The 24,490-nt window shown below is 40.6% G+C and carries 25 protein-coding genes; 11 read left to right on the top strand and 14 right to left on the bottom strand.

The features are described from left to right. Positions 1-8 precede the first annotated feature (8 nt). The 3 genes from BJN41_RS08940 to BJN41_RS08930 all read right to left on the bottom strand — a co-directional run bounded on the left by BJN41_RS08940 (position 9) and on the right by BJN41_RS08930 (position 2,281). Positions 9-1,175 (bottom strand): cupin domain-containing protein, encoded by a 1,167-nt coding sequence (locus tag BJN41_RS08940; protein ID WP_070154653.1) that lies wholly within the window; start codon positions 1,173-1,175, stop codon positions 9-11. Positions 1,176-1,296: 121 nt separating this feature from the next. Beyond that, positions 1,297-1,890, bottom strand: a complete 594-nt coding sequence (locus tag BJN41_RS08935) for a Maf family protein (RefSeq protein WP_026438126.1) — start codon at positions 1,888-1,890, stop codon at positions 1,297-1,299. 7 nt (positions 1,891-1,897) lie between these two features. Then, positions 1,898-2,281: a DUF2237 family protein gene (locus BJN41_RS08930; RefSeq protein ID WP_019837249.1), complete on the bottom strand. Its 384-nt coding sequence runs from the start codon at positions 2,279-2,281 to the stop codon at positions 1,898-1,900. 139 nt (positions 2,282-2,420) lie between these two features. Between BJN41_RS08930 and BJN41_RS08925 the strand changes: the two genes are divergently transcribed. From BJN41_RS08925 to BJN41_RS08910, 4 genes are all read left to right on the top strand, one after another. After that, a complete protein-coding gene (locus BJN41_RS08925) occupies positions 2,421-3,608 on the top strand; it encodes a phosphoglycerate kinase (RefSeq protein ID WP_070154651.1) in 1,188 nt (395 codons plus the stop codon). A 154-nt stretch (positions 3,609-3,762) separates the two neighbouring features. Beyond that, positions 3,763-4,035 (top strand): hypothetical protein, encoded by a 273-nt coding sequence (locus BJN41_RS08920; protein ID WP_026438127.1) that lies wholly within the window; start codon positions 3,763-3,765, stop codon positions 4,033-4,035. 138 nt (positions 4,036-4,173) lie between these two features. Beyond that, on the top strand, positions 4,174-5,211 hold the full coding sequence (gene fba, locus BJN41_RS08915) for a class II fructose-bisphosphate aldolase (protein ID WP_070154649.1): 1,038 nt from the start codon (positions 4,174-4,176) through the stop codon (positions 5,209-5,211). A 117-nt stretch (positions 5,212-5,328) separates the two neighbouring features. Then, positions 5,329-6,189 (top strand): DMT family transporter, encoded by an 861-nt coding sequence (locus tag BJN41_RS08910; RefSeq protein WP_070154648.1) that lies wholly within the window; start codon positions 5,329-5,331, stop codon positions 6,187-6,189. Positions 6,190-6,493: 304 nt separating this feature from the next. On the opposite strand, the gene nfsB is transcribed toward BJN41_RS08910, so the two are convergent. From nfsB to BJN41_RS08895, 3 genes are all read right to left on the bottom strand, one after another. Then, on the bottom strand, positions 6,494-7,147 hold the full coding sequence (gene nfsB / locus BJN41_RS08905) for an oxygen-insensitive NAD(P)H nitroreductase (RefSeq protein ID WP_070154646.1): 654 nt from the start codon (positions 7,145-7,147) through the stop codon (positions 6,494-6,496). 384 nt (positions 7,148-7,531) lie between these two features. Beyond that, positions 7,532-8,254, bottom strand: a complete 723-nt coding sequence (locus BJN41_RS08900) for a UDP-2,3-diacylglucosamine diphosphatase (RefSeq protein WP_070154644.1) — start codon at positions 8,252-8,254, stop codon at positions 7,532-7,534. Between the two features lie 116 nt (positions 8,255-8,370). Then, a complete protein-coding gene (locus BJN41_RS08895) occupies positions 8,371-8,877 on the bottom strand; it encodes a peptidylprolyl isomerase (protein ID WP_070154642.1) in 507 nt (168 codons plus the stop codon). A 206-nt stretch (positions 8,878-9,083) separates the two neighbouring features. Between BJN41_RS08895 and BJN41_RS08890 the strand changes: the two genes are divergently transcribed. Beyond that, entirely contained in the window at positions 9,084-10,808 is a 1,725-nt protein-coding gene (locus BJN41_RS08890) for a glutamine--tRNA ligase/YqeY domain fusion protein (protein WP_070154700.1), read from the top strand. A gap of 119 nt (positions 10,809-10,927) precedes the next feature. On the opposite strand, the gene BJN41_RS08885 is transcribed toward BJN41_RS08890, so the two are convergent. Then, positions 10,928-11,461, bottom strand: coding sequence for a lecithin retinol acyltransferase family protein (locus BJN41_RS08885; RefSeq protein ID WP_070154698.1), 534 nt, complete (start codon positions 11,459-11,461; stop codon positions 10,928-10,930). Positions 11,462-11,596: 135 nt separating this feature from the next. Between BJN41_RS08885 and BJN41_RS08880 the strand changes: the two genes are divergently transcribed. After that, positions 11,597-12,349, top strand: a complete 753-nt coding sequence (locus BJN41_RS08880) for a phosphodiester glycosidase family protein (RefSeq protein ID WP_227515228.1) — start codon at positions 11,597-11,599, stop codon at positions 12,347-12,349. Positions 12,350-12,377: 28 nt separating this feature from the next. Here the strand turns inward: BJN41_RS08880 and BJN41_RS08875 are convergent, their stop codons facing one another. From BJN41_RS08875 to BJN41_RS08850, 6 genes are all read right to left on the bottom strand, one after another. Continuing rightward, a complete protein-coding gene (locus BJN41_RS08875; protein ID WP_026438130.1) occupies positions 12,378-12,626 on the bottom strand; it encodes a hypothetical protein in 249 nt (82 codons plus the stop codon). 223 nt (positions 12,627-12,849) lie between these two features. Next, positions 12,850-13,074: a hypothetical protein gene (locus BJN41_RS08870; protein ID WP_004973321.1), complete on the bottom strand. Its 225-nt coding sequence runs from the start codon at positions 13,072-13,074 to the stop codon at positions 12,850-12,852. Positions 13,075-13,315: 241 nt separating this feature from the next. Continuing rightward, positions 13,316-14,398, bottom strand: coding sequence for a tRNA (uridine(54)-C5)-methyltransferase TrmA (gene trmA, locus BJN41_RS08865; RefSeq protein WP_070154638.1), 1,083 nt, complete (start codon positions 14,396-14,398; stop codon positions 13,316-13,318). Between the two features lie 162 nt (positions 14,399-14,560). Continuing rightward, positions 14,561-15,262, bottom strand: coding sequence for an SIR2 family NAD-dependent protein deacylase (locus BJN41_RS08860; protein WP_070154636.1), 702 nt, complete (start codon positions 15,260-15,262; stop codon positions 14,561-14,563). A gap of 262 nt (positions 15,263-15,524) precedes the next feature. Continuing rightward, on the bottom strand, positions 15,525-16,433 hold the full coding sequence (locus tag BJN41_RS08855) for an alpha/beta fold hydrolase (RefSeq protein WP_070154634.1): 909 nt from the start codon (positions 16,431-16,433) through the stop codon (positions 15,525-15,527). A 143-nt stretch (positions 16,434-16,576) separates the two neighbouring features. Beyond that, positions 16,577-17,128 carry a PadR family transcriptional regulator gene (locus tag BJN41_RS08850; protein WP_070154632.1) on the bottom strand — a complete coding sequence of 184 codons (552 nt, stop codon included), beginning with the start codon at positions 17,126-17,128 and terminating at the stop codon, positions 16,577-16,579. 132 nt (positions 17,129-17,260) lie between these two features. Here BJN41_RS08850 and BJN41_RS08845 point away from each other — a divergent pair, with 132 nt between their 5' ends. From BJN41_RS08845 to BJN41_RS08835, 3 genes are all read left to right on the top strand, one after another. Next, positions 17,261-19,285, top strand: a complete 2,025-nt coding sequence (locus BJN41_RS08845) for an NADPH-dependent 2,4-dienoyl-CoA reductase (RefSeq protein ID WP_070154630.1) — start codon at positions 17,261-17,263, stop codon at positions 19,283-19,285. Between the two features lie 207 nt (positions 19,286-19,492). Further along, positions 19,493-19,906, top strand: coding sequence for a nuclear transport factor 2 family protein (locus BJN41_RS08840; RefSeq protein WP_070154628.1), 414 nt, complete (start codon positions 19,493-19,495; stop codon positions 19,904-19,906). Positions 19,907-19,996: 90 nt separating this feature from the next. Next, entirely contained in the window at positions 19,997-21,103 is a 1,107-nt protein-coding gene (locus tag BJN41_RS08835; RefSeq protein WP_070154626.1) for a YheT family hydrolase, read from the top strand. Positions 21,104-21,299: 196 nt separating this feature from the next. On the opposite strand, the gene BJN41_RS08830 is transcribed toward BJN41_RS08835, so the two are convergent. Then, positions 21,300-21,713 (bottom strand): hypothetical protein, encoded by a 414-nt coding sequence (locus BJN41_RS08830; protein WP_019837267.1) that lies wholly within the window; start codon positions 21,711-21,713, stop codon positions 21,300-21,302. 226 nt (positions 21,714-21,939) lie between these two features. Between BJN41_RS08830 and BJN41_RS08825 the strand changes: the two genes are divergently transcribed. Continuing rightward, the gene (locus tag BJN41_RS08825) at positions 21,940-23,580 is read left to right on the top strand and encodes a CTP synthase (protein ID WP_026438132.1); all 1,641 of its coding nucleotides are present in this window, start codon (positions 21,940-21,942) and stop codon (positions 23,578-23,580) included. Positions 23,581-23,611: 31 nt separating this feature from the next. Then, positions 23,612-24,469, top strand: coding sequence for a 3-deoxy-8-phosphooctulonate synthase (kdsA, locus tag BJN41_RS08820; protein WP_070154624.1), 858 nt, complete (start codon positions 23,612-23,614; stop codon positions 24,467-24,469). The last annotated feature ends 21 nt before the right edge of the window (positions 24,470-24,490 follow it).

Raw genomic sequence — 24,490 nt, 5'->3', positions numbered from 1 at the left:
CGAATATTTTAAGCGTCTTCAGCAGGTAACAACATTAAAATGGATTCATTGAGCAGTTGTACCAAATTTTCCAGAATATCTGCATCGTAAAGGTTTTCATCGAGCAGCACACGTTCACCATTGGCGATTTTTTGCAGCACGGCGATAGATTCTTCTGCGACACAAATCGCTTCACCATTCGCCCAAAATAAAACTGCATCTTGCTGATTTACATAAAGCAGGCGAGAGGCGGGTTCTAACATGATTTGATAACCCTGATCTAGCGCATCTTCTAAATCGCCTACACCCATTTCATCTACTTCAGGAATATTTTCAGGATATTTCGGTTCAGACATTAAGCTTAAAATCGCATCATCCAAAACAGATGAGTTTTGCAAACGTGCCCACAATTCTGCTTTTAGATAATCCAGTTCTGTCGCAGTCATTTCGCCAATTTGCGTACTTTTTTCACGAACAATGTCTTGTAGTGGCGTGCGTAACATTTCATCGGCAGAGAATTTATCGCTCACGCGATCCATCATTTCACTAATATTCGGCATACGGAAACCGAACGAGAACGTCAGACAGTCATCTTCTGCCACTCCATAATGTGCCAATCCCGGTGGCACATAGAGTAAATCACCAGGGGCAAGAACTTCATCAAAATTGACCTGCATTTCAGGCAATAATTTTAAAGGTTGTCCTGCGACAAATTCGGTTTCAGCATCACACATTTGTCCAAGTTGCCATCGGCGATGTCCATAGCCTTGTAGTAAAAACACATCATAAAAATCAAAATGCTGACCTACAGAGCCGCCTTTAGGCGCATAAGACACCATAATGTCATCACGTCGCCATTGCGGAATAAAAGGAAATTTTTTCCAAAGTTCGGCGAGATCAAAAGAGTAATGGTCCACGGCTTGTACCAACAGCGTCCATAACTTTGGCATTTTTTGAAAATCTGCCTTAATCAGTGGTGATGATTTCACAGTCCATTGATTTGGATCACGATCTTTTTGTTTAATTAAACGAGCAGTCACATCTTCTTCAAGAGCGAGTTCCATCACATCACTAGGTTCGAGTAGGTGGACAATTTCTGGGAGTGCATTGCGTACCAAAAGTGGTTTTTTTTGCCAATATTCACTTAGGAATTGTTCTGCGGTAATTCCGCCCAAAACATCTAAAGGTTGCGACATAAAATAGCCTAAGCAAGTTTTATCAATAATCTCAATATTGTCTAATTTGTCGCTGTAAAGGGCAAGGTGATTTAGAGGATTTGATAAATATTCACGACTGTTTAATGACGCAGCTTAAAACTTAGGGAACTTGAATATTTAGCATTCTTAATATGCGGCATAACTGAATCATCGGCAGACCCATTAAGGTGGTTTGGTCATTGCCTTGCATTGCTTCAAACAGACTAATGCCCAAACCTTCGCACATAAAACTACCTGCACAATTTAGCGGTTGTTCCTTTGCAACATAGCGTGCAATTTCATTGTCGGTTAAGCTGCGGAATTTAACTGTGTAGTGTTCTACAACCGTTTGTTCAAAGCCTGTAGATTGCTGCTGCACACTCAGCGCAGTACTGAAATAAACCGTTTGACCTGAATTGGCTTGTAATTGTTGTATGGCTTTTTCTGAAGTGAGCGGTTTACCTATAAAAATATCTGGCTGCTGTTCACGCCATGCCACTTGATCTGAACCAATCACAATCGCATCAGGATATTGCTGCGCGATACAGCGTGCTTTTTCAAAAGCCAAGCGTCGTGCCAAATCATCTGCATGCAATTCACCCTGTGCAGACTCATCAATATCAGGTGAAATTGACTTATACGCCAAATGTAGACGATTCATCAATTGCTGACGGGTTTGACTGCTTGATGCTAAAATAATTTCTGGAAGTTGCATCAGATCATCACACTGCATAATCCATCAATATATCTAAAGGCACATAAGACAATACGGATTGATGACAGGCTTGAATTTTAATCGGTGGCGCATGACCTGCTTGATAGGCCTCAACCCAACTGGTGACGCAAATACACCAGAAATCACCTGGTTGTAAGCCGTGAAATCCAACTTCAGGTACTGGCGTGATTAAATCATTGCCAATTTTTTGCGAAAAATTTAAAAAGTCAGAGGTCATTTGTGCACAAACGGTATGCTGACCTAAATCGGTTGGGGCGGTATGACAAAAACCGTTACGAAAATATCCAGTAATAGGATCAAAGCAACAACTGGCGAGCGCTTCGCCCAAAACATTTAAACGATTGATATTTGGATCGGGATGAATAGACATAGTTTCTAGAAAGATGGTGACTTTTCTCTATCATAATCAAAACTTTTGCTTTAAACAGCAATTCTACAAAAGTTGCTAACCTTTTTCTGCATAATCATTTAAAATCGTGGCGTTTTGATATCAATAAAGTGAGCTATACATGAACTTTCAGCGTATGACTGACCTCGATTTAGCAGGTAAGCGTGTTCTTATTCGTGAAGATTTAAACGTACCTGTTAAAAATGGTGTGATCACCAGCGATGCACGTTTACGTGCGGCATTGCCAACGATTCAAGCTGCTGTTGCCAAAGGTGCGGCAGTGATGGTGTATTCTCACTTAGGTCGTCCTGTTGAAGGTGAGCCAAAAGCTGAACAATCTTTAGCACCTGTAGCTGCATATTTAACCCAAGCGCTAGGTCAAGATGTTCAACTAATCACTGACTATTTAGAGGGTGTAGACGTTGCTCCTGGTCAAGTGGTTTTATTGGAAAACTGCCGTTTTAACCATGGCGAAAAGAAAAACAACCCAGAACTTGCCGCTAAATATGCAGCATTGTGTGATGTATTTGTGATGGATGCGTTTGGTACCGCGCACCGTGCAGAAGCATCTACCGAAGGCGTTGCGCGTTTGGCACCAGTTGCAGCAGCAGGCCCATTATTGGCTGCGGAATTAGATGCCTTGGGTCGTGCTTTAAAAACACCTGAAAAACCAATGGTAGCAATTGTTGCAGGTTCTAAAGTATCGACCAAGTTAGATGTATTAACTTCATTGTCTGATATTTGTGATCAACTCATTGTAGGCGGTGGTATTGCCAATACTTTCCTTGCTGCAGCAGGCTATAACGTAGGCAAATCATTATGTGAAAATGATTTGATTGACACTGCTAAAGCAATTGCTGCAAAAGTTTCTGTACCATTACCAACTGATGTTGTGGTTGCAGATGCGGCTGAAATTAACTTCGAAGATTTCTTGGGTTCATTGGCAGCAGCGAAAGCAACTGTAAAAAAAGTTGAAGATGTTGCAGACAACGACATGATTTTAGATGTAGGTCCAGAAACTGCAAAAGCATTTGCAGAAATTTTAAAAACTTCAAAAACAATTCTTTGGAATGGCCCAGTGGGTGTATTTGAAGTTGATCAATTTGGTGAAGGCACCAAAGCACTTTCATTGGCAATTGCAGAATCTGCAGGTTTCTCTATTGCAGGTGGTGGTGACACTTTAGCTGCAATTGACAAATATGACGTTGCAGACAAAATCGGTTATATCTCTACAGGTGGTGGTGCATTCCTTGAATTTGTCGAAGGTAAAACCTTACCTGCAGTTGCAGTGCTATTAGAACGTGCTTGATTACTAAAAAACCTTTCATTTTAGAACTTCAAAAATATGCAAAAGGTTGGCTTTGGCCAGCCTTTTCTCATTTGCGTCACAATCTAGTCATAAAAATGTCATAAATGTGCAATAAACTAAATCATAACGAATGACCTAACTGTAGGAAATGACGATGATTCAAAAACTAACACTTGCTGCTTTAATTGCTGCATCTTTAGCCTTGACTGCTTGTGCCAAAAAAGAAAGCGCACCTGCGACTGAAACTGATGCATCTTCTGCAGTTGTAGATAACGCTCAAGTTTCACCAGAACAACAAGCTGCAATCGATGCAATTGACCAACCAATCTTGGATGAAGGCAATACCGATATTCCTGAAGACGTTGCAAATGCACCTGCTGATGTTGCAACTGCAGACACAGAAGTTGCTGCTTCTGAAGCGCAATAAGTGCTGAAAAACGACAGATTGTAGTAATTTGTTTAAAAGTCCCTGCCTTTGCAGGGACTTTTTTTTTAAAAGGGTGATTTGTTGCTGAATTGAAACAAATCACAGGGTAGAATAGGCAACATTATTTGGGAGGAAATTATGGCTCTTATTTCATTGCGCCAGCTCTTGGATCATGCCGGTGAACATGCTTACGGCGTTCCAGCGTTTAACGTCAACAACTTAGAACAAATGCGCGCAATTATGTTAGCCGCAGATGCAACCAATTCACCTGTAATTGTTCAAGCTTCGGCAGGTGCGCGTAAATATGCAGGTGCGCCATTCTTGCGTCACCTGATTTTGGCTGCAATTGAAGAGTGGCCACATATTCCAGTGGTTATGCACCAAGACCATGGTACAAGTCCTGATGTATGTCAGCGTTCGATCCAACTAGGCTTTTCATCAGTAATGATGGATGGTTCTTTGGGTGTAGATGGTAAAACACCAACGTCGTATGAATACAACGTCGAAGTGACGCGTCGTACTGTGCAAATGGCGCATGCGTGCGGTGTATCGGTTGAAGGTGAGATTGGCTGTTTAGGTAGTCTTGAAACAGGTATGGCAGGKGAAGAAGATGGCGTGGGCGCAGAAGGCGTACTTGACCACTCTCAACTGTTAACTTCAGTCGAAGAAGCACGTAGCTTCGTAGCAGATACCAATGTTGATGCTTTAGCGATTGCTGTTGGTACTTCGCACGGTGCATACAAGTTTACTCGTCCACCTACAGGCGATATTCTTGCAATTGACCGCATTAAAGAAATTCATGCTGCATTGCCAAATACACACCTTGTAATGCACGGCTCTAGCTCAGTACCACAAGAATGGTTGGCAGTGATTAACCAATACGGCGGCGACATCAAAGAAACTTATGGTGTACCTGTTGAGCAATTGGTTGAAGCAATTAAGCATGGTGTGCGTAAAATCAACATCGACACAGATTTACGTTTAGCTTCTACAGGTGCAATGCGCCGTATGATGGCAGAACAGCCAAGCGAATTTGACCCACGTAAATTCTTCGCAAAAACTGTAGATGCAATGAAACAAATTTGTATCGACCGTTATGAAGCATTTGGTACTGCGGGTAATGCAGACAAAATTCGCCCAATTTCTTTAGAGAAAATGGTTGAACGCTATAAGTAATTCTTAATTTAATTAAGAACTAGAAAGCCCACAGTCCTTGTGGGCTTTTTACTGATGAATCCACAACTCCCAATCAACAACAAAAATAATGATTGAACAGTAATCTTCGAGCGTGTCATGGAACTGATTGTAGCCGCAGCCTTTTGTAGTGTGATGGTCTCTATTTTATTAAAAGTCAGCAAAATGCAGGGTTTTAACCCTATGCAGATGATCACCTGGAACTATGTCAGTGCCAGTGTTTTGTGTTTTTATTGGTTTAAACCCAATTTGGGCACGATCTCACTTCAACACACGCCGTGGTGGCTTATTCTTAGTTTAGGTGTGTTGTTGCCTAGTGTCTTTTTAGCGTTAGCAAAATCGTTAGACAGCGCAGGTATTTTAAAAACTGAAATTGCACAGCGTTTGTCAGTGGTTTTGTCTTTGGCTACTGCTTATTTTATTTTTCAGGAAAATTTTAGCCAACTAAAAATTGTGGGAATCTCACTTGGCATTGTCGCGGTCTTTTTTATTTTGTATTCGCATCGTGCTGCAGGGCAGTCTGCTAAAGCGCAACAAGGCATCTTATATTTGAGCTGTGTTTGGCTAGGTTATGCACTGATAGATGTTTTACTTAAATACACCACAGGTTTAGGACTGCAGTTTGCGATTGCGCTGAATTTGATGTTTGTATGTGCTTTTGTTTTAGCGATGGTTTATATCTTAATTCGCGATAAAAGCATGGGTAGTATGCAAAATATCAGTGCAGGTTTAATTTTGGGTGCACTGAATTTTGCTAATATTGCCTTGTATGTTAAAGCTCACATGCTGCTTAAAGACAGTCCTGCAGTGGTATTTGCAGGGATGAATATTTTAGTGGTGCTATTTGGTGTGATCAGCGGTGTATTGTTCTTTAAAGAAAAACTGAAAAGCACGACCATAATTGGGCTTGGCTTGGCATTGCTTAGTGTGCTTTGCCTCGCTTATGCCATGACGGTTTAAGATAACTCAATACAAAGCGCAAAGGATGTCGCACTAAATCTGCAGTTTCTGCAAGACCGTGCAACATTGTCGTTTTATGGCAAATTGGACAGCATACAGTTTGATGATTGGCTATCGCTTGATGTAAATACAGTTTTTTGCAGCGTTTACATTCCAGTTTTAGTGGCATTGTAGGTAAATTAAGCATCATACACCTCGTTTTTATTTTGATAGAGATTGAGCACTTACTGTCTATATAGATATTGCAAAATTCAGACCAAAAAATAGGGACAAATTTTGTCCCTAGCGTTATCGCATTTTTATTTTACAGTTGCGTGAAAATCTCTGTTTTATCTAGGCGTGATTTAGGTAGCTTGGCATTAAAATCTTGTTCACTACTATAGCCCAAGCATAGTAAAACTGAAGGAATTAGTCCTTGTTCAGTTAGTTGCAGTTCTTGCGTTAAAATTGCTTCATCAAAACCACCAATTGGCGTGGCATCAATACCTTCAACGCCTGCAGCCAAAAGCATTTGCCCAAGTGCAATAAACGTTTGGTTTTCAGCCCAGCGTTGAATATCGCCTTTTTCATTGCGGTAGTAATCGACATAACCTGTGCGACTGTCTTTTTGACCTTGTTTGGCTGTTTCATCTTTAAAACGTCCACTAGCAGCATCCTGATTAAGTAGGTTTTCTAAATGCAATTCGCTGATGTCAGCTTTGGTGCAAAATAAAATGGTATGCGAAGCATCTAAAACTTTAGGTGCGTTATAAGCGTACTTTCCTACTAAAGCTTTAGCAATACGTTGTTTGGCTTCAGGGTGATCTGCAATAAAAAAATGCCACGGTTGAATATTTATGGAAGATGGTGCTAAACGCAGAATTTCTAATAAACGCTCAAATTGTGCGGTAGGAATAGTGCGACTCGCATCATAGGCTTTGGTCGTATAACGAGTTTGTGCAACGTTAAGCAAATCCATAAATCATCTCCATTTAAGGCTATATTTGGGGCTGGTGTGGGCTAAAAAGCTTAACATGCCTTGCTATGCTAGCGAAATGAACCCATGTGCTATTTTATGCGGTTAAGACGAGATGAGCCCGCCAGGCAATGCAGCAGAAATTTTATCGACCCAGCACGAAGTGATGCAAAAGTATTTGGATTTAGGCATAGTATTTGTCGCAGTTGGGTAAATACCAGTGTGTTGATGACTTCGTTACGCGAGTTTTTGACGAAATATAAAGCAGATGCCGAATTCATTTACAAGGAAGAGGGTTATTAATCTGGTAGTTAAAGAGGTTTTAGTTTGCTGTGCCTGAAAAGTACCTTTAGCATCATAGCCATTTTTTATGCCTAGGTGTTGTACTTAATATTTCCAGCAACTTAGTTGCCAAGTTGCTAAAGCTTGATTCGGTTCAATCACTAAAATTTGTGCAGCATCTGTGCGCCAATCGCCCAACACAATTCTTGGCTTACCGTGTTCATTGTGAATATTTGGACGATGCGTATGCCCATGAATTAACACATCGGCACCTTGCAAGGCTTGTGCAACTGCATCTGCATTCACGTCCATGACGTCATAACTTTTAACTTGATTGGCTTGTTGGCTTTTTTTTCGGAAACCTTGTGCAAGTTTTTGTCGAAAAGCCAATGGTGTTTTCTTTAAAGTAGCTAAAATGATGGGGTTTCGAATGATTTTACGGAATTTCTGATAAGATACATCATCGGTGCACAGGGCATCGCCATGTTCTAAACGTACTCGTTGCGAGCCAATTTGCAGAGTGTACACATCGGGTAGGAGTTGCCCTGAAAACTGATCTAGAAATTTCTGACCTAAAGCAAAATCTCGATTGCCGACAATAAAGTAAATATGATTACCAGCAGCTTGGCTAAACTGCTTTAAATGTGCAACAACTTCATCGAGCCAAGGCGCTGTGTAATCATCGCCAATCCATGCATTAAACCAGTCGCCTAAAATATACAGTTGGGTGTGTTTATTTTGATAAGCGTCTAGCAAATCTAAAAACCCCCGTACAAGTCGAGGGTGATTTGGTGACAAGTGTAAATCTGCGATAAACAGATAGGTCACGGATTATTCCTTTGAATCTCCCTAAATCCCTCTTTAAAAAGAGGGATTTCTCCTCCCTGAATGAAGTATAAAGCACTGCTTTAAAATGATGTAAGGGAGGTCGGGTGGGATTCTTATTAAGAAATGATTTTTGCAGATTCAATGACCACATTTTCTAGTGGAACATCTGCGTGATAACCACGGTTGCCAGTACGCACGCCTTTAATAGCGTCTACAACATCCATACCTTCAACAACTTTACCAAACACGGCATAACCCCAACCTTGTGCAGTTTTGCCTGTGTGGTTTAAGAAAGAGTTATTTTTTACGTTAATGAAGAACTGTGCAGAAGCTGAGTGAGGTGCTTGGGTACGTGCCATTGCAATTGTACCAACATCGTTGCTTAAGCCGTTGTCTGCTTCGTTTTCAATCGCATCACGTGTTGCTTTTTCTTTGAAGTTTTCATCCATGCCACCGCCTTGGATCATGAAACCATCAATAACACGGTGGAAAATTACGCCGTCATAAAAACCATCACGAACGTATTCTAAGAAGTTAGCAACTGTAATTGGTGCTTTTTCAGCGTTCAATTCTAAAACAATACGACCTTTATTGGTGTTTAATTCGACTTGAGGAAAACTCATTGTGTAATCTCCTAAACATGGACACGAATGCCATGGGTTTTTTGGTTGAGAGAAGCATAAGCAAACTGTAAACTACAAGGCAAGTAAAAACGTTATTTTCTTTGTTAAAAACAAGGAAAAGCGTTCTAATGGGTGATGTATGCTTCACTATTGAAGTTTCTGTAACCCAGTTTATCCAATTTTATTTTAGAAGTGATTGTATTGCTATGAAGCCAAATGATGTTGTTGCATCTCTGCCAAACACCCCGACACAAAGTTCAAATGCCTCTGTCGATGCTGTGCAGCAAGAACAACAGCCGGGGTTGGACTTTATACGTCAAGTCATTACCGAGGATATTGCGGCAGGCCGTATTAAGCAGGTGGTGACACGTTTTCCACCTGAGCCGAATGGTTATTTGCATATTGGTCACGTGAAAGCAATTTGCTTGAATTTTGGCATCGCACAAGAATATCAAGGGGTGTGTAATTTACGTTTTGATGACACCAACCCAGATGCAGAAGAACAAGAATATGTCGATGGTATTGCCAATGACGTGAAATGGCTGGGTTTTGAGTGGAATGGAGAACCGCGCTATGCTTCAAGCTATTTTGATCAATTATATGCATGGGCCGTACAGCTGATCGAACAAGGCGATGCTTATGTCGATTTGCAAACCCCTGATGAGATTAAGCTCAATCGTGGTTCTTTTGTAGAGCCGGGCAAAAACTCGCCATATCGTGATACGCCAGTGGCAGAAAACTTGGCTTTATTTGAAAAAATGGGCAATGGCGAATTAGGCGAAGGTCAGGCAGTTTTACGCGCTAAAATTGATATGGCTTCACCAAACGTACACATGCGTGACCCGATTTTGTATCGCGTGTTACATTCATCGCATCACCAAACGGGCGATAAATGGAAAATGTACCCAATGTATGATTATGCGCATCCATTGTCCGACGCGATTGAAGGCATTACTCATTCACTATGTACATTAGAATTCCAAGACCATCGTCCATTCTATGACTGGGTGGTGGAAAAGGTGAAATCCGAGGCTGTGCCGCGTCAGTATGAATCTAGCCGTTTGAATATTGATTACACCATCACATCTAAGCGTAAATTGCGTAAATTGGTTGAAGGCGGCTTTGTGAATGGTTGGGATGACCCACGTATGCCAACAGTKGTAGGTATGCGTCGTCGTGGCTTTACACCAGAAGGTTTACGTGATTTCTGTAAGCGTGTAGGTGTGTCTAAGTCAGACGGTATTGTGGATGTGGCAATGCTTGAATATTGCATCCGTCAGTCATTGGAAAATACTGCAGCACGTGGTATGGCGGTGTTAAATCCACTTAAAGTGACTTTGACTAACTTGCCAGAAGCATTAGATTTGGTCCATGCACGTCATCCAAATGTAGATATGGGTGAACGTATCATTCCGCTGACTTCTGAAATTTACATTGACCGTAAAGACTTTGAAGAAGTGCCGCCTAAAGGCTTTAAGCGTTTAGTGCCTGAAGGAGAAGTACGTTTACGTCATGCTTATGTAATCAAGTGTGATGAAGTGATTAAAGATGCTAACGGCGAAGTCATTGAGCTGAAATGTTCAATTGACCCTGAAACTTTGGGCAAAAACCCAGAAGGTCGTAAAGTAAAAGGCGTGATTCACTGGGTCTCTGCAAGTAAAGGCGTTGCGGCAGAAGTTCGCTTATATGATCGCTTATTTACCGAATCTGACCCAGAAGTGGGCGATGATTTCTTGGCGAATCTAAACCCTGAATCATTGACGGTGGTACAAGCCATTATTGAACCTGCATTGGCAAAAGCACAACCTGAAGATCGTTTTCAATTTGAACGTGAAGGTTATTTTGTTGCAGATCAGTATGATCACAGTGCGGAAAAACCAGTGTTTAACCGTATTTTAGACTTAAAAGACAGCTTTAAGCCGGGTAAGTAAAATCTTATTTAGGTTTTAGCTTGTAATTTAAAAGCCCAACTTGATCAATTCAGGTTGGGCTTTTGATTTTGTCTTTAAAATATTTTGTGAGATACACAGTGTCGCTAAAATGGCAGCAATTAGCGGTGTTTATGTTGTTCCTGCTTCATCATGATTTGCGGTAACTGCATTTTGGCTTTGTCGCGTAGTTTCTTCTTAATATAGAGTACCAAAGCAAAGCAAGTGGTGGTTAGTGTCAGCATCATACTATTCATATAACTCATCAATGAGCTGACATAACCAATGGTGGTCAAACGGTCCATCATCTTAAATACTTGCGGACTGCTTTCTACACCTGTAATTGCCCAAGTGCATAAATGTTCACAGTTATTCATAATCAAATGATAATTATTTTCGTGCATTCTAGAACGCATACGACGCACCACTTTGCGTCCTTTATACTTGGGCGCATGATATGACTGCACAATAATATTTTTGCCGTGACTAAACTTTTCAATACTGGTCATTTCAATCGGGTGTTTTTTGAAAAGATGTGCAAAACCCGAATAGTGAATCACGCGACCACGCCCAGCATAGATGCCATGATGGCTATAGCCGAAGTGTTTCACAATTAAATGTGCCCCTAAAGGAAATCGTGTTTTCTGCTTGAGCATCGTACGCTTGACCAATAAAGTAACATGAGTAGAGAAAAGAAATCTGGTTTTATAGTGTACTGCGTCTGACAAAAATATGCGATAACCCATTCAGTTATATGCACAATTTGTAACATGGCGGGTAGGGAGATGATAATGTTTTGTTCTCGGTGGAAGTGCTTATTGCTCAGTTATTTATTCTGCACGTCTACTGCACAGGCAGAAATTCGTGCATGGACGGTCAATAACAGTAAAATCAATGTAGATGTGGTGGAAGTGGCACAATTGTCTCTATTAGGTTTATATCTGAAAGATCAGCAAGGGGAATCGTATCTGCAAATTTCTCAACTACAAAAAAATCTGCAGCCTTGTGAAAACATGCAATTTGCCATGAATGCAGGCATGTTTCATCAGGATTATTCACCTGTGGGTTTGTATGTGGAACGAGGACGGCAATTTAAAAACCTAAACCGACAGCAACAAGGATGGGGGAATTTTTTAATTCAGCCCAATGGTGTACTGGCGTGGAATCATCAGCAGGTGTTTTTAGGCACAACCCAACAATTTGCCAATCAAGAGTTCAAAGCACAGTATGCGACACAGTCTGGCCCAATGTTGGTTATTAATCACCAGTTAAATTCACGTTTTTTGGCAGACAGTACTTCTTATAAAATTAGAAACGGAGTTGGGTTAAAAGATCAAAGCCTTTACTTTGTGATTAGCAACACACCTGTGACTTTTCATCAATTTGCCACCTTTTTTAAAGATGAGCTGAAAACACCAAATGCCTTGTATTTAGATGGTTCAATTTCTACAGCATACATTCCGCAATTGCAACGTCATACTCGTACTCATCGCAATTTAGGACCAATTTTAGCTTATATAGATGATCAAGGCTGTAAACCCTAACATTAGAACAGTTTAGGCTTGGCTAAATTTATTGTCCGATAAAACCTATAGCTGTGCCTTGCATCGTGCAGATTTTGACTGCTTCTTCGCTTTTCATTTGTTTGACTTCATTTTCAAATTGCTTTTTTTGCTGTTTGAGTTGTTCGTCTGAAATGCCCATGCTTTTAGCCAAAGTTTCCATTTTTTCCCAAGTATCGGCACATTCTTTTGGCATTGGGCTACACGCTGTGAAACTCAGGCTGAGTAGAGCAAGACAGCTAAGGCTGGTTTTTTTCATTCTCATTTTCTCGGTTTGAATAATTAAAATATGGCAGTGATATGATTGTTTTAGAAATAATAGCGCATGATTGTGAAGATATGATTGACTGCGTTTGAAAAGATTAGAGTTTTTGTGCAAGCTCAAGCATGTGTCGCGATTTATAAAATTTATTGTTCTAATATACATGCAGCTATTAAAAAAGGCACTTAGTTCAACTAAATGCCTTTTTTATCATACTGCATTACTGGAATGGTAGATGCTGGAGTTCATTTAACTCTTTGCGGCTATAACCTCGCGAAGCGAGAACCTTCTTAATCCCGATAATGACATCTTCATCTGTGGCTTTGGTTAAAGCTTCGAGAAGTTGTTCATTTGTCTTGCAAGAGCAATCATTTTCAACACAAGCAATTTGATTTTTATGCTCGTTTTGCTGTTCTGTAGAGAACAACTTTTGCCAAAAACTCATAGAGCCTTCATTCACAACCTAACATAGATCGAAATATAGCCAATATAAAAAATAAATCAAGTCGACCTAAGTGATAAAAGCAGCAATCGAGTTGCAGAAATTTCGATGATATTACATTGTTTTAACGAAATTATGACAGTTAAAGGACTTGTAATGCGATAACTGTTTAATTTTCATCATAATATTTACGGGCGATCAAAAGCAGAAGTTGTAAATATTGAAGAATAATGCAACAAATTGTTTAAATCTTTTCCAGTAAAACACCCGACTCAACATGATGGGTGTACGGAAATTGATCAAACAGTGCAAATTGCGTCACTTTATGGCTTTGACACAAGGTTTTTAAATTGTCATGCAAGGTGTCAGGGTTACACGAAATGTAAATAATACGCTTAAAACGCTGTAGGAGTTTTAAGGTGTCATCGTCAATTCCTGCACGTGGCGGATCGACAAAGACTGTATCAAAATCATAACTTGAAAGATCAATGTTCGCTTCTTGCAAACGGCGGAATTCACGTTCACCGTTATAGGCTTGAGTAAATTCTTCAGCCGATAAACGTGCGACTTGTATATTCTCAATCTGGTTTTGTTCAATATTCCATTGCGCTGCATATACCGAAGATTTAGCCAGTTCTGTAGCAAGTACACGACGAAAACGGGTCGATAGCGGCAGGGTAAAGTTACCATTGCCACAATAAAGTTCTAATAAATCTTGCTCAGAATGTTCAGCAACCGTACACGCCCATTCCAACATTCTTTTGCACACTTGCGCATTTGGCTGGGTAAAGCTACTTTCAATTTGCTTATAGGTATAAGTGCGATCAAAAACTTGTAATTGTTCAACTACATACTCATCGTATAGCACAAACTTTTGCCCACGACTGCGTCCAATCAGTTTAATGTTTAATGCTTTGCTCAATGCTTGGGCTGCAGACTCCCAATCAGACTCAAGTTTGCGATGATAAAGCAATGAAACTAACATTTCGCCACTTAATGTTGCTAAAAAATGCACTTCAAATAAACGAGCCGATAATATGGGGTTGGCTTTTAGTGCGGCTAACAACTTTGGCATTAATAAGTTAATGCTGCGGTCTGCAATGGGAAACTCATCTACACGAATAACTTTTTTCTGTTTATCTTCACTGCGTTCAAACATGGCATAAAACAGATCATCTTCAATATGCCAAATCCGGAACTCTGCCCGCATACGGTAACTGTGTTCTGGTGAAGCAAATACTTGTAAGGCAGGTGGATTATATTCGGCAAATTGGGCAGAGATACGGGCAACTTTTGCATTAAGTTGTTGCTGATAAGATGAGGTCATATGCAGTAAACATCACAAACACAGAGAAAGAGCGATGGTAACAAAGTTTTAAAGAGATGCCTAAAACTATTAAAAAAATCATGCAATTCTTCAAGATGTCAAAATAGCCTAAGCATATTCATGACATCTTGCTAGTAGGAAAATTTAGATACTGTAATTACTTTAAATTTTATGTAATTGATCGAATAATTGCTGCATGCCCTCAGTGGCAGTTTTAGAAATCCGTTGAAATTGAGCAGGAAGTTGAGCTTGTGCGGCTTTTGGATCAATATAATAAGCCTGACAATTTGCAGGAATTTCGTGTACTAATCCGGCAACAGGGTACACCATCAAACCTGTCCCAATCACAATAAAAATATCGGCATCTTGAACCAAATCCAGTGCTTCTTCATAAGCAGGAACTGCTTCGCCAAACCAAACCACATGCGGACGTAAAGGATAGCCTTGTGGACAAAGATCCTGTTGCAAGTTCAGCGAGTCACCCTCAATAGGAAAAAATTCAGTGGTGTATTGTGCATGAGGACCTGAGCTTTTAGCTAAACGAATATTGCCGTGTAAATGTAAAACTTCAGAACTGCCTGCACGTTCATGCAAATCATCAATATTTTGGGTGATCACTTGCACATCAAAATCATCTTCAAGCTCAGCAATTAAGCAATGCGCTAAGTTAGGCTGCGCATTAAGAATGTTTTTTCGGCGTTCATTATAAAAGCGCTGTACTAATTCAGGATTTCTTGCCCATGCTTCAGGACTTGCGACATCTTCTACACGATGCTTTTCCCATAAGCCATCACTATCTCTAAAGGTGTTGATTCCGCTTTCTGCGCTCATACCTGCACCCGAAAAAACCACTAATTTACGCATGTATTATCCTCTTGATGGATGGTCGGATTTGAGTATAAGTGTCGAAAAGTGAAAAACAAATCTGCAGCAATTTTTTCAGAGTTTTAAGTTTTTAAATATGTAAACCTTCAAGGCTTTTTGCTTGAACAGCAATTGACTGAAACTGAGTCTATGATTCGCGATAGCGCCTATTTAAACCATGCACGTTAGGTAACATATTTTCGTCTGGCTCAAAAACATTGCCTAGCAGTGTCGAAGACTTCCACCATTTTGTTTTAGCAATTTAGCTGTTTAATTTTAAAAACCGCCCAATTTCCTGACTAAACTTCAGGGGTTCAGTTAGTAACGGAGTATGCCCAGATTGGTGAAATATCACTTGTTTCGCATTTGGCATAGCTGCTACCACTTGACGTTGTCCTTCTGCCGCATACAAGGTCGATTGTGCACCTGTAAAAAACACTGTCGGGCAACTTAGTTGAGTTAAAGTCTCACGATAATCTTCCTGATGGTGCAAATAATTGTCGATATACCAGCGTAAATAATCTAGGCGCTGCGTAGGTAAAATATAGCGTTGTAAAACAGGACGTTTGACGGCGAGTTTAAATAAAAACGGGCTGATTTTATTGCTGGCTTGTAGCTCGATTAATTTCATCCAAAGTTCGACTAAATTTTTACGCTGCAATATATCCATTTGATGAATATCAGTATATTGCGCGTGATCATGCAAAAACTCGGACAGATGAATCAATAACTGTTTAAATTGTTGGTGTTGATTGCCAAATAGGCCATAAGGCCAGTTTTGATCTACTCCAATTTTAGGTGATTGGTCAATTTGTAAATAACTGCTTAAATGGGCAGTCAGTTGCTCATACTGCATACCATGCATAGCAGTGGTTGCACCCATGGAATAGCCTATCAGTTTAAATTGCTGCAGGTTCTGCTGTTGAAGCAGACTGTTTAAATCTTGCCAATGGCTTGAAATGGCATCCAATTTTGGAACGGCACACAGGTTAGAACCTCCAAAACCACGCCAATCTGGAATAATAAAACGATACTGTTTTTTATGTTGATATAGAAACGGCAACCATTGCCAACTGTGCATGCCTAAACCTGAAAGCACAACCACAGGCTCACCTTGACCAAATTCACGTACAAATAGGGCTTCGCCATCGAGCATGCGGTAAAAAGGCATCAGCATTTCCTTGCATGGTTGTGATTAAAGATGCGTTATTCTTTATAGCATAGCCTGATTTTTTATAGCATAGCCTGATCATTTCTGTATGGTGAGTAATCCTGATTTAGTTTTGATGGGGGCTTTTACTTAAAAATATACTTTTAAGATGAAGCTTCGGCATCAAATTTTTTTAGTTCAGGAATCACGTTTTCTAGCCATGCAATCCAGCCAATTTCCTGATCTATTCCCAGCTGCAAAATCATTTTATGAATATACAGGGTGCGGTTGTTCGCAGGTGCTTGGCTAAAGTCTTTGGCAAAAATCTGTTGATAGGTATGCAACTTAGCTTTATGGAGCAACAAATGACGTTCCAGTTCTGGCAAGACACTGTTGCCGCCAAGTTGGGCTTCTGCACGTAAACGTACCATAAGTTCTTCGCGTAATTGCGCAGGAGGGCTTTGCTCAATCATCCAGCTTGCTAGTTCATGCCGTCCCAACGCTTCTACCTGATAGGTTTTACTGCGACTGTTAGAATCTTCATCTTCTAAGGTTGAAATCCAGCCTTTTTTTAGCATGTTATTTAGTTCACGGTAAATTTGCTGATGGGTCGCATTCCAGAAAAAACCCATAGAACGGTCAAAACGGCGTGCCAATTCAATACCATTACTGGGTTTTTCAATTAGACTGGTCAATAAAACGTGAGCGAGCGACATAAACAGAGCAACATTATTTTTCAGCTTTTATTATGCAACATGTTGCATAAAAATCAAATCTAGAATATAAAAGTATGCAACAAGTTGCATTAAGCATAAAACAGCCAGCATTTTTGCCAGCAGGGAGATTCTATGTCTGACTATCCACATTTACTTGCGCCTTTAGATTTAGGCTTTACCACTTTAAATAATCGGGTCTTAATGGGTTCAATGCACGTTGGACTAGAAGAAGCACCAGGTGGATACGAACGTATGGCGGCTTTTTATGCAGAGCGTGCCAAAGGTGGCGTGGGGCTGATTGTAACAGGTGGTATTTCACCGAATGATGCAGGCTTAACCTTTGCGGGCGGCAATAAACTTGATACTCGTCAAGAAGCAGAAAAACATAAAGTGGTGACACAGGCTGTGCATGATGCAGGCGGCAAAATTGCTTTACAGATTTTACATACGGGACGCTATTCTTATCAGCCTGATATTGTCGCACCGTCAGCAATTCAGGCACCGATTAACCCAAGTAAACCACATGCACTAACATCGGCAGAAGTACAGCAAACCATTGCCGACTTTGTGAATTGTGCCAAATTGGCGCAATACGCAGGCTATGATGGTGTCGAAATCATGGGTTCGGAAGGCTATTTAATTAATGAGTTTATTGCTGCGCGTACCAACCATCGTGATGATGAATGGGGCGGCAGTTATGAAAACCGTATTCGTTTCCCAATTGAAATTGTGAAGCGTACCCGTGCAGAAGTGGGTGAAAACTTTATTATTATTTACCGCTTGTCGATGTTGGATTTAGTCGAAGGCGGTTCAAGTTTTGAAGAAGTGGTGCAATTGGCACAAGCGATTGAAAAAGCAGGTGCAACCATTATCAATACCGGGATTGGCTGGCATGAAGCACGTATCCCAACCATTGCTACCAAAGTCCCTCGCGCAGCTTTTACATGGGTGACAGAGAAATTAAAAGGTTTGGTTAAAGTGCCATTGATCACTTCAAACCGTATTAATACCCCTGAAATGGCAGAGCATGTTTTGGCTGCAGGACATGCCGATATGGTATCGATGGCACGTCCAATGTTGGCAGATGCATTCTTTGTACAAAAAGCAGAGCAAGGTCGCAGTGATGAAATCAATACGTGTATTGGTTGTAACCAAGCTTGTTTAGACCATATTTTCTCAATGAAAATTGCTTCATGTTTGGTCAATCCACGTGCTTGTCATGAAACAGAACTCATTTTTAAAGAAACAGCACAGGCTAAAAATATTGCGGTAATTGGTGCAGGGCCTGCAGGTTTAAGCTTTGCAACCTATGCTGCAGAACGTGGGCATCAGGTGACGATTTTTGAAGCATCGAATCAAATTGGTGGGCAGTTTAATATCGCCAAAACTATTCCTGGTAAAGAAGAGTTTTATGAAACTTTACGCTATTTCAAGCGTCAAATTGAGTTACAACCGAATATTAAACTACAACTGAATCATGTGGCGACTTTTGAGCAGCTAGAAAATTCTTCCTTTGATGAAATTGTCGTGGCAACAGGGGTAACCCCACGCCAGCTTGATATTCCAGGTATCGATCATACTAAAGTGCTGAGTTATATTGAAGTTTTAAAAGAGCGTAAGCCTGTTGGACAACGTGTGGCGATTATTGGGGCAGGCGGTATTGGGTTTGATACTGCAGAATATTTAAGCCATGAAGGTGAAAGTGGCAGCCTAAATCCTGAAAAATTTTACGATGAATGGGGCATTGATACCAATTATGCGCATGTCGGTGGTTTAAAAGCTGCAAAAGTTGAAGAATCGCCACGTGAAATTTATTTGTTACAACGTAAAGCATCGTCCGTGGGTGCAGGCTTGGGTAAAACAACAGGCTGGATTCATCGCACAGGTTTAAAAAACCGTGATGTTAAAATGATTGCAGGGGCAAGTTATGACCTGATTGATGATCAAGGCTTGCACATTACCGTCAATGGTCAAAGCACAGTGCTAGAAGTTGATCATGTAGTGATTTGTGCGGGGCAGGAATCTTACACAGCCATGTATGAGCAATTACAGGCAGCAGGTAAGAATGTACATTTGATTGGTGGGGCGAAAGAAGCAGGTGAGTTAGATGCCAAACGTGCAATCCGTCAGGGTGCTGAATTGGCTGCGAAAATTTAATGCAACTCCTTCTCCCTTTCCTTATGAGAAAAGGCTGGGGGAGAGGGTTAATAATCGCCTCTGTCTTTTAAAAAATGGAGCTTGAGAGCATTCTTATACAAAATTTCTCTAATCTACCTTTCCAGCGCTTCGACTTAAAGCAGTGCTTCAGTCTCGCTCAGGGACTTTACATAGTAATGAAATATCAAAATAAAAAAGGAACTTAAGATGATCTTAGAAACAACAAAATCAGCCGTACAGCGTTGGCATACAATGCTGCAAAACCGCGATATGTCTATTCTAAGTGAATTACTGGCAGATGATGTGGTGTTTCGCTCACCTGTGGCGTATCAACCGTATGCGGGCAAACAAGTGGTGTTTTTTATTTTGACCAATGTAATTCAGGTCTTTGAAAATTTTACTTATCACCGTGAGTTTTATACGGAAGACGGTTGCAATGTTGTACTTGAATTTTCCGCCAATGTTGGAGATAAAAAACTTAAAGGAATTGATATGATTCAATTCAATACACAAGGACAAATTGTGGACTTTGAAGTGATGATTCGCCCGAAGAGTGGTTTAGAGGCATTGGCTGTGCAAATGGGACAACGTATGGCTGCCTTTATGCCAACTGAAAAATAAAATAAAGCGTGTGTATGGCGATGTAGTTGTTTTATAGAAATCATTTTTTAGGTCGCCGTGATATGAAGTAAATGGTTTGCTGGGAGTAAAATGATGTCTACATTACAAAAAATAGCGCAAATTACACAAGCGGTTCTAGATCAGATCACAGGCGCAGATATACCGACACTATATTATCATCCGCATGGGGAAATCCGTCGGGTACTGGATTATTTACCCCAGCTCAAAGAAAAATACCGACCAACGCCGTGGTTGTCAAATACGCACGTGCATCTTTTGTATTTTGATTTAATTAAAAAGAAAACCATTCGTCAGCAGTATGATCAGGTTGATCAGCTCACTATGCAAGATGGCGGTATCACCGCAGTTGCTTGGGTGGGGTATGACTTGCCTGCAGATACTCCCACGATTGTTTTAATGCACACCATTACAGGTTCTTTGGAAAGTATGCGTGAGTTGGTGCGTGATTTACATCAACAGACACAGTGGCGCATTGCCTTATGTTTACGTCGGGGACATGGCAATTTACCTATGCCTGTACCACAAATAAATATCTTCGGTTCGACACATGATTTGCGTGAGCAAATAGCGTTTATTCAGCAGCAATTTCCTCATTCTGAATTATATGGAGTCGGTTCTTCGGCAGGGTCAGGATTATTAGTGCGCTATTTAGGTGAAGAAGGTGAGCAAACCCCAATTAAAGCAGCATTTGCACTGTGCCCAGGATATAACACCGAATTAGGCTTTCAACACGTGCATCCTTTTTACAGTAAAGTGATGACCAAAAAATTATTCCAGTTTTTTATTCACCCCCATCAGGACATTTGGAAAAATCTTAAATCTTTATCACAAGTATTGAGTGCGACCAGTCTAGCCGAGTTTGAAAAGGCATATTTTGAAATGGCGGGTTTTGAAAACTATGACAGCTACACAAAAGCCATTAACCCAATTTATGTGTTTGAGCATGTCAAAATTCCACTTATGGTTTTAAATGCAGAGGATGACCCTGTGTGTCATATCAAAAACTTTGATCCCTATAAAGAAACCATCCGAAAAATGCCAAATATTATGGTGGTGACGACCCGTAAAGGCAGTCATTGTGGTTTTTATGAAGGTGTCGGCTTTACTAAATCTTGGGCTTCACGTTTGATTTCGAATTATTTTAAAGTGCATTCGCAGTTGCAGCAGGCAAGTTAAAGTGAATCGCACAATTGCATATAGAAGTATGTATTTGCATTTAAAGTATATTCACGAATTATCCCGGTGACGACTCATTCAAGTTAATAAAAACCCAGTACGAAATGACTGGGTTTTTTTACGTTAATTCAAATCCAAGATGAGAACTGACTTGTTAAAACTGACTTTGACTTAAAGCTAAGTTTTAAGTGAGCGTTTAGTTCTCAAGTGCTGGGGTTGCAGCAGCAATTGCAGCGGCAACAGCATCATCTTCAGATTGAGCACCTGCGTTATTGCTTGGACGTGCTTGAGTTGGTTTGTCTTCTGCAACAGGAGCTGCCGCTTTAGGTGCAGGTGCAGCAGCAGGTTGTGCAGGTGTTTCACGACGGATTTCAGTCGTGGTGTTCGCTGTTTCAGTACGTTCCACTTCTACCTGTGCAGGCAATTCTGGTTCAGCATCTTGAATGTTTTCAACAGGTTCTAGTGGTTCAAATTGAGTAGTTTCAGTAGTTTGTTCAGTTTGAACCTCTACTTGTTCTTGCTCATCTTGCTTTGGCTGTTCTTTTTTTACACATGCAGTCACTAACAACGCCGTTGCAATTGCACCACAAATTAAAAGTTTCTTATTCATAATTGCACAAAATTAAAGATCGGATAGACGGACGTATTATAGCAATAAAATGACAGATGAAAATCCTCTCAAGAAGTTCTAATTTTTTACAGGAAATGCTGATAAAATAGCCAATTGTTTATTGTTCTATGAATTGATGCGGAATGACTTTGCTTTATTGGTGCAGAGTAAAGTAAAATTGCGCAACATTGCAGGCCTGTTTAGGCTCGATTGTACGAGAAACCCAATGACCCATTTTATTTTCGTAACTGGTGGTGTAGTTTCATCACTAGGTAAAGGTATTTCAGCTGCTTCAGTTGCTGCACTTTTAGAAGCCCGTGGTTTAAAAGTAACCATGGTCAAAATGGATCCATACATTAATGTCGATCCAGGGACAATGAGTCCTTTCCAACATGGTGAAGTTTTTGTCACAGAGGATGGTGCCGAAACTGACTTAGATTTGGGTTATTACGAACGTTTCTTGCGTCGTGCGAAAATGACCAAGTTAAATAATTTTACCTCTGGTCGTGTGTATCAAGACGTTCTAAATAAAGAGCGCCGTGGTGATTACTTGGGCGGTACCGTTCAGGTGATTCCACACATTACCGACAATATTAAAGAACGTGTACTTCGCGCTGGCGAAGGCTACGATGTCGCAATCGTAGAAATTGGCGGTACAGTAGGTGACATTGAATCTCTCCCATTCATGGAATCTGTACGCCAATTGATGGTGGAATTAGGGCATAAGCGCACCATGCTCATGCATTTAACTTTATTGCCATATATCAAATCTGCAGCAGAGCTTAAAACCAAGCCAACTCAACACTCAGTCAAAGAATTATTATCTATCGGTATTCAGCCAGATATTCTCATTTGCCGTACTGAGCACGATGTTGATGCAGACACAACCCGTAAAATTGCGTTATTTACTAACGTAGAAGCACGTGCGGTTGTGGTATGTAAAGATGCAAAAACTATCTACCAAATTCCACGTACATTTTATGAACAAGACGTAGATGATTTAATCTGTGAGCGTTTTGGCTTCATTGATTTTCCAGAAGCAGATTTATCTGATTGGGATAACGTAGTCGATGCATTATTAAACCCAGAATACAGCGTTCGTGTGGCGATGGTGGGTAAATATGTTGAATTACCGGATGCCTATAAATCTGTAAACGAAGCATTGTTACATGCGGGCATTCAAAACCGCGTCAAAGTTGAAATTGACTATGTCAATGCAGAAGAGCTTGAAAGCCAAGACGTTAATAGCGTACTTAAAGAGGCTGATGCAATTTTAGTCCCAGGCGGCTTTGGTGAACGCGGTACTGAAGGCAAAATGCAAGCCATCAAATATGCACGTGAAAACGGTGTGCCATTCTTGGGAATCTGTTTGGGTATGCAGTTGGCTGTGATTGAATATGCACGTAATGTGGCAGGTATTGCCGATGCAAGTTCAACAGAATTTAACCGTTCGACTAAGTCGCCACTTATTGGTTTGATTACTGAGTGGTTAGATGAGCGAGGTGAAGTTCAACAGCGTTCTGTCGATTCTGACTTGGGTGGCACTATGCGTTTAGGTGCACAAAAATCTGAATTGGTTGAAGGTACTAAAACTCGTGAAGTGTATGGTTCGGCAGAAATTGTAGAGCGTCATCGCCATCGCTATGAAATGAATAACCGTTATATTCCAGTACTTGAACAAGCTGGTCTTAAAATTTCGGGTTATTCACCTGTTCAGCACTTGGTTGAAACGGTTGAAATTCCGCAACATCCATGGTTTATTGCGGTACAATTCCACCCAGAATTTACCAGCTCGCCACGTGATGGACATCCATTGTTTGCTAGCTTTATTGGTGCAGCAAAACAACAGCATCAAAAAAACAAATAAGATGGCTTTAGGGATAAACTAGGAAGTTGAAATGTCACAATTAAAACCACAAGAAATTGTAAGTTTGGGTGATATACAAATGGCGAATCATTTGCCATTTGTATTGTTTGGCGGCATGAATGTACTTGAGTCTAAAGACCTTGCATTTGAAATTGCTGAAACTTATGTGGATATTTGCACACGCTTAAATATTCCGTATGTATTCAAAGCTAGTTTTGACAAAGCCAACCGTTCTAGCCTGAACTCATTTCGTGGTCCGGGTTTAGAAAAAGGCATTGAATGGCTAGCAGACATTAAAAAACACTTTAATGTGCCAATCATTACCGATGTACATGAGCCGTATCAGGCTGCGCCTGTGGCAGAAGTGGCAGACATTATTCAGCTTCCTGCTTTTTTAAGCCGCCAAACCGATTTGGTTGAAGCGATGGCGAAAACTCAAGCTATTATCAACATCAAAAAAGCACAATTTCTTGCACCGCACGAAATGCGTCATATTTTGCATAAGTGTTTAGAAGCAGGGAATGACAAATTGATTCTTTGCGAACGTGGTTCAGCATTTGGTTACAACAACTTGGTTGTCGATATGCTGGGCTTTGACATTATGAAAGAAATGAATGTACCTGTGTTCTTTGATGTAACCCATGCTTTGCAAACTCCAGGTGGTCGTGCGGATTCGGCAGGTGGTCGTCGTGCACAAATTACCACATTGGCACGTGCTGGTATGGCAACTGGCTTGGCAGGTTTATTTTTAGAAGCACATCCTGAACCAGAGCAGGCAAAGTGTGATGGCCCATGTGCGTTGCGTTTATCACAACTTGAGCCGTTCTTGTCACAGCTTAAAGAGTTGGATACTTTGGTAAAAGGTTTCCAAAAGCTAGATACACACTAAATTAGACCCATTATTAAATTA

This window comes from Acinetobacter towneri (genome assembly GCF_001758345.1).
In the GTDB taxonomy this organism is placed as follows: domain Bacteria; phylum Pseudomonadota; class Gammaproteobacteria; order Pseudomonadales; family Moraxellaceae; genus Acinetobacter; species Acinetobacter towneri_A.
The sequence above is the reverse complement of the archived record's forward strand: the minus strand, read 5'-3'. Positions and strand labels throughout refer to the sequence as shown.

Bases quoted from the DNA above. Each gene is read 5' to 3' on its own strand.
- BJN41_RS08885 (WP_070154698.1), bottom strand. From the start codon at position 11,461: ATGCTCAAGCAGAAAACACGATTTCCTTTAGGGGCACATTTAATTGTG.
- BJN41_RS08920 (WP_026438127.1), top strand. From the start codon at position 3,763: ATGATTCAAAAACTAACACTTGCTGCTTTAATTGCTGCATCTTTAGCC.
- BJN41_RS08825 (WP_026438132.1), top strand. From the start codon at position 21,940: ATGACCCATTTTATTTTCGTAACTGGTGGTGTAGTTTCATCACTAGGT.
- BJN41_RS08860 (WP_070154636.1), bottom strand. From the start codon at position 15,262: ATGCGTAAATTAGTGGTTTTTTCGGGTGCAGGTATGAGCGCAGAAAGC.
- BJN41_RS08925 (WP_070154651.1), top strand. From the start codon at position 2,421: ATGAACTTTCAGCGTATGACTGACCTCGATTTAGCAGGTAAGCGTGTT.
- BJN41_RS08835 (WP_070154626.1), top strand. From the start codon at position 19,997: ATGATGTCTACATTACAAAAAATAGCGCAAATTACACAAGCGGTTCTA.
- BJN41_RS08840 (WP_070154628.1), top strand. From the start codon at position 19,493: ATGATCTTAGAAACAACAAAATCAGCCGTACAGCGTTGGCATACAATG.
- BJN41_RS08935 (WP_026438126.1), bottom strand. From the start codon at position 1,890: ATGCAACTTCCAGAAATTATTTTAGCATCAAGCAGTCAAACCCGTCAG.
- BJN41_RS08910 (WP_070154648.1), top strand. From the start codon at position 5,329: ATGGAACTGATTGTAGCCGCAGCCTTTTGTAGTGTGATGGTCTCTATT.
- BJN41_RS08875 (WP_026438130.1), bottom strand. From the start codon at position 12,626: ATGAAAAAAACCAGCCTTAGCTGTCTTGCTCTACTCAGCCTGAGTTTC.
- BJN41_RS08940 (WP_070154653.1), bottom strand. From the start codon at position 1,175: ATGTCGCAACCTTTAGATGTTTTGGGCGGAATTACCGCAGAACAATTC.
- BJN41_RS08870 (WP_004973321.1), bottom strand. From the start codon at position 13,074: ATGAGTTTTTGGCAAAAGTTGTTCTCTACAGAACAGCAAAACGAGCAT.
- trmA (WP_070154638.1), bottom strand. From the start codon at position 14,398: ATGACCTCATCTTATCAGCAACAACTTAATGCAAAAGTTGCCCGTATC.
- BJN41_RS08850 (WP_070154632.1), bottom strand. From the start codon at position 17,128: ATGTCGCTCGCTCACGTTTTATTGACCAGTCTAATTGAAAAACCCAGT.
- BJN41_RS08830 (WP_019837267.1), bottom strand. From the start codon at position 21,713: ATGAATAAGAAACTTTTAATTTGTGGTGCAATTGCAACGGCGTTGTTA.
- kdsA (WP_070154624.1), top strand. From the start codon at position 23,612: ATGTCACAATTAAAACCACAAGAAATTGTAAGTTTGGGTGATATACAA.
- BJN41_RS08845 (WP_070154630.1), top strand. From the start codon at position 17,261: ATGTCTGACTATCCACATTTACTTGCGCCTTTAGATTTAGGCTTTACC.
- nfsB (WP_070154646.1), bottom strand. From the start codon at position 7,147: ATGGATTTGCTTAACGTTGCACAAACTCGTTATACGACCAAAGCCTAT.
- BJN41_RS08895 (WP_070154642.1), bottom strand. From the start codon at position 8,877: ATGAGTTTTCCTCAAGTCGAATTAAACACCAATAAAGGTCGTATTGTT.
- BJN41_RS08930 (WP_019837249.1), bottom strand. From the start codon at position 2,281: ATGTCTATTCATCCCGATCCAAATATCAATCGTTTAAATGTTTTGGGC.
- BJN41_RS08855 (WP_070154634.1), bottom strand. From the start codon at position 16,433: ATGCCTTTTTACCGCATGCTCGATGGCGAAGCCCTATTTGTACGTGAA.
- BJN41_RS08880 (WP_227515228.1), top strand. From the start codon at position 11,597: ATGTTTTGTTCTCGGTGGAAGTGCTTATTGCTCAGTTATTTATTCTGC.